Source organism: Streptomyces sp. NPDC052101 (assembly GCF_040680235.1).
Lineage (GTDB): Bacteria > Actinomycetota > Actinomycetes > Streptomycetales > Streptomycetaceae > Streptomyces.
Map to the genome: position 1 here is coordinate 1 of NZ_JBFAWH010000097.1, position 4,415 is coordinate 4,415.

Here is a 4,415-nt window from a genome sequence, read left to right on the forward strand (position 1 = left end):
CCCTCGGCCCAGCCCGCACCGTCCGCATCCGCCGAGAAGGACTTGCAGCGGCCGTCCGCCGCCATCCCCTTCAACCGGGAGAACTCCACGAACAGGGAGGGCGCGCTCATCACCGTCACGCCGCCCGCCAGGGCCAGTTCGCACTCGCCGCCCCGCAGCGCCTGCACCGCGAGGTGCACCGCCACCAGCGACGACGAGCAGGCCGTGTCCACCGTGATCGCCGGGCCCTGGAGGCCGAGGGTGTACGACACCCGGCCCGAGACCACGCTCGACGCCTTGCCCGTACTCACATAGCCGTCCAGGGCTTCCAGGTCGCGGCCCAGGTCGCCGTAGTCCGAACTCATCGTGCCCAGGTAGACGCCGGTCCGGCTCTCCCCGAGCGACGCGGGGCGGATACCGGCCCGCTCCAGGGCCTCCCAGGACGCCTCCAGCACCAGCCGCTGCTGCGGGTCCATCGACAGCGCCTCGCGCGGCGAGATGCCGAAGAACGCGGCGTCGAAGTCCTCCACGCCGTCCAGGAAGCCGCCTTCGCGGGAGTAGCTCTTGCCGACCGCCTCCGGGTCCGGGTCGAAGAGGTCCAGGCCCCGCCACCGCTCGGGCAGGCCGCCCACCGCGTCCCCGCCGGCCGCCAGCAACTCCCAGAACGCCTCCGGGGTGTCGATACCGCCCGGCAGCCGGCACGCCATCGACACCACCGCGATCGGCTCGTGCTGCCGCGCCTGCCGCGCCTCCAGTTCCGCCGCCCGCTTCTGTAGCGCGCGGATCGCGGGGAGTGCGGCTTCCATCCGGTCCTGGTTCGACATCGACACCTTCGAGCCTCTCTGCGCTTCACCGCGAGCAATCGGGCGTCCCGGAGGGAGAGACCTGGGACCTCACCAGCCAATCGCCGAGGACTTGAGTCGTGGTTGACGTGCCCTGGGGCCCGGATTCGGGCCCCAGCGACGCTCAGTCGAGGTCGAGGCCCGACGCTTCCAGCAGCGCGTTCAGTTCGGCGTTGATGTCGTCCACCGAGCGGTCGTCGGGCCCGGACGGCACGTCGACACCGGTGTCGGGCCCGAACAGCATGCCGATGTCGGTGTCGACGTCGGAGTCGGGTCCGTCCGGCGTGCCGGGTGTCTCCTCCCGGGCGAGTTCCACGAGGCGGTCCAGCAGGCCACTGGTGTGGATCCGGTCCGCGGACAGCCGCTGGAGCGCCCAGCCGAGCAGGGATTCAGGGTCGTCGGCACCGGATGTGCCGGACGCACCGGATGTACCGGCCGTGGCTGTGGCGTCGGTTGGCCCCGCCGTGTCCAGGTCCATCCGGGACAGGATCAGCCTGGCGATGTGGCCGGGTGTGGGGTAGTCGAAGGCCATGGTCGCGGGCAGGGACACTCCGCTCTCCGCCGAGAGGCGGCGGCGCATTTCCACCGCCATGAGCGAGTCGAGACCGAGGACCTTGAGAACCTGGTCCGGAGCGACCGAGCCCGCCTCGGACATACCGAGCACGGTGGCCACCTCGCGCAGGACCAGCTCCGTGACCAGTTCCGTGCGCCGCTCCTCGCCGACGGCCAGCAGCCGTTCGCGCAGGCCCGCCTGGCCGGTGCCGGCGTCGGCCGGTCCGCCCGCGCGGCGCAGCCGGGGCCGTACCAGGGCGCGGAACAGCGCGGGGACGTCGTCGCCGCGCTCGGCCTGCCGCTGGACGCTGCGCAGATCGAGCTTGACGGGGACGAAGGTGTCCGCCGGGCGGTCGAGCGCCGCGTCGAGCAGGGCGAGGCCCACCGCGAAGGGCAGCGGGGCGATGCCCTGGCGCCGCATCCGTTCGAGTTCCACCGCGCCCAGGTGGGAGGTCATGCCCACGCCCGCCTGGTGCCACAGGCCCCAGGCGAGGCTGGTGACCGGGCGGCCCTGCGCGCGTCGCCGGGCGGCGAAGGCGTCGAGGTAGGCGTTGGCCGAGCCGTAGACGCTCTGCCCGGCGGTGCCGAAGGTGCCCGCGGCGGAGGAGAACAGGACGAAGGCCGCGAGTTCGAGGTCACGGGTCAGCTCGTCGAGGTGGTGGACGCCGGTGACCTTCGGGGCCATCACACGGGAGAGCCGCCGCGCGTCCTGGCCGAGGACGACACCGTCGTCCAGGACCCCGGCGAGGTGGAGAACCGCAGTCCACGGGTGGTTCTCCGCAGCAAGACCGAGCACCTGCGCCACGTCATCTCGCTGAGCGACATCACAGGCCACCACTCGTACGCACTGTGCACCTTCTTCTTCCAGTTCGCGGATCAGGTCGGCGGCGCCGGGCGTATCGGCCCCGCGCCGTGAGGTCAGCACCAGGTGGCGTACGCCGTGCCGGCGTACCAGGTGCCGGGCGGTCTCCCGGCCGAGTTCGCCGGTGCCGCCGGTGATCAGGACGGTGCCCTCCGGGTCGAGGGGCCGTACGGCGGTCGCGTCGGGCTGCGCGCCGGCGCGGACCAGGCGGGCGGCGCGCACCTCGCCGGCCCGGACGGTGAGTTCGGGCTCCCCGGTGACGGTGAGGGCGCGGGCGAGCGCGTCCCGTTCGGTGTCGTCGGGGCCGAGGTCGACCAGGCGCAGCCCCCGCTCGGGGTGTTCGGCGCGCGCCGAGCGCACCAGACCCCACAGGGGCGCGTACGGCAGTCCGTCGAGCCGGTCGCCCGGTACGGCGGACACGGCACCGCGCGTGACCCACACGAGTTCCGTCGTCGCGAGCCGTTCGTCGGCCAGCAGCGCCTGCAGCTGGGCGAGGGCGTGCTCGGTGGCCCGGTAGGCGGCCTCGGGCGCGTTGTCGAACGGCGGCCGGCCGGTGGCGTCGACGACGACGCGGGCGGGCGGCGCCGCTTCCGCACCGAGGCGGGCGGAGAGTTCCGCCACGTCGGCGAGGGCAGGTGCGCCGAGGAGCGCGGCGAGCCGGCCCGTGCCGCCGAGCACGGCGTCCGCGGCGGGACTCTGGGGACGGCCGTCCGGCACCGGCACCGGCTGGAACTCCAGGCGGTGCAGGCCGTCGGCGCCACCGCTGCGGGCGGCGCGCACCTGTTCGGCGGTCGCCCGGCGCAGGTGCAGCGCCCCGATCCGTACGACCGGTTGGCCGGTGGTGTCACAGGCCCACAGCCGGATCTGCCGACCGGCCCCGGAGCCCTCGCGACCAGCGTCGACGTCGACGCCCGCATCGGCATCGGCATCGGCATCGGCATCGGCATCGGCATCGGCGGGCACTATGTCGATCCGGACGCGCAGTTCACCGCTGCCCGCCGCGTGCAGCTCGATGTCGCTCCACTCGAAGGGCAGCAGCGCGCCCTCCGGCTCCGGCTCGCCGGGTGCGACGGTGACGCCCCGCATGATGTGCAGCGCGGTGTCCAGCAACGCCGGGTGGAGCAGGAAGTCGGCCGCGGAGGCCGCCTCGGGGAGACGGACGGTGCCGTAGGCCGTGTCGCCCTTGCGCCACAGTCCGGTCAGCCCCCGGAAGACGGGGCCGTACTCGATGCCCCGGGCGGCGAACCGCTCGTAGAAGCCGTCGAGTTCGACTCGCTCGGCCCCGGCCACCGGCCAGCCGCCCAGCTCCGCGAAGGCGGGCTCCGGTGTGTTCGCCGCGGTCCCGTCCGTCGCTTCGCGCAGTTCACCGCTCGCGTGGCGGGTCCAGTCGGCGGGTGCCTCGTCGGGGCTGCTGTGGATCGCGACCGTACGCCGGCCCGTGGCATCCGGTGCGCCGACGGTGATCTGGATCCGCACCGGGTCGTCGATCACCAGCGTTTCGGCCAGGGTCAGCTGGGCGACCCCGGCCGAGCCGACCTCGTGGGCGGCGGCGGTGGCCAGCTCCAGCAGTCCGGTGCCCGGCACGATGACCGAGCCGAAGACAGTGTGGTCCTTCAGCCACGGCTGCTCGGCGAGTGACAACCGCCCGGTCACCAGATGCCCCTCGCCGTCGGCGAGCGGGGTGACGGCACCGATCCACGGATGCGGAGAGGCATCGAGACCGAGCGACCCGGCGTCACCGGCGGCCTTCGGAACGTCCGTCCAGTAATGCTCGCGCTGGAAGGCGTAGGTGGGCAGGGGGAGCAGGGAACCGGTCCCGAGGACCTTGTCCCAGTCGATCTGGTGGCCCTGGACGTGCAACAGGCCGAGGTTCCGGAGGAGTTGAGCCTGACCTCCGTGCTTACGGGTAAGAGAGCCGATCACGATGCCGCCGCGCTCGCTGCTGCCGTCCGTCAACGGCATCGACAGCACCGGATGCGCGGAGATCTCCACGAACACCGTATGACCATCATCCAGGAGCCTGTTCAGAGCACGGTCGAAACGCACCGGCTCCCGCAGATTGCGGCACCAGTAACCGCCATCCAACTCTTCGCCGGTGGCCACCTCACCAGTCACCGTCGAGTACAGCGGTATCTCCGCACGCCGAGCACTCAAGCCCTCGAACGCCGAAGCCAGACCCG

2 protein-coding genes are annotated in these 4,415 nt (G+C 72.9%); both read right to left on the reverse strand.

Features of this window, described 5'->3' with window-relative positions; translation table 11 throughout:
• Positions 1-809, reverse strand: an 809-nt coding sequence (locus tag AB0L75_RS43835; RefSeq protein ID WP_365191894.1) for a polyketide synthase, incomplete at its 3' end; no start/stop codon positions are given.
• A 136-nt stretch (positions 810-945) separates the two neighbouring features.
• Positions 946-4,410, reverse strand: coding sequence for a type I polyketide synthase (locus tag AB0L75_RS43840; RefSeq protein WP_365191895.1), 3,465 nt, complete (start codon positions 4,408-4,410; stop codon positions 946-948).
• Positions 4,411-4,415: the final 5 nt, after the last annotated feature.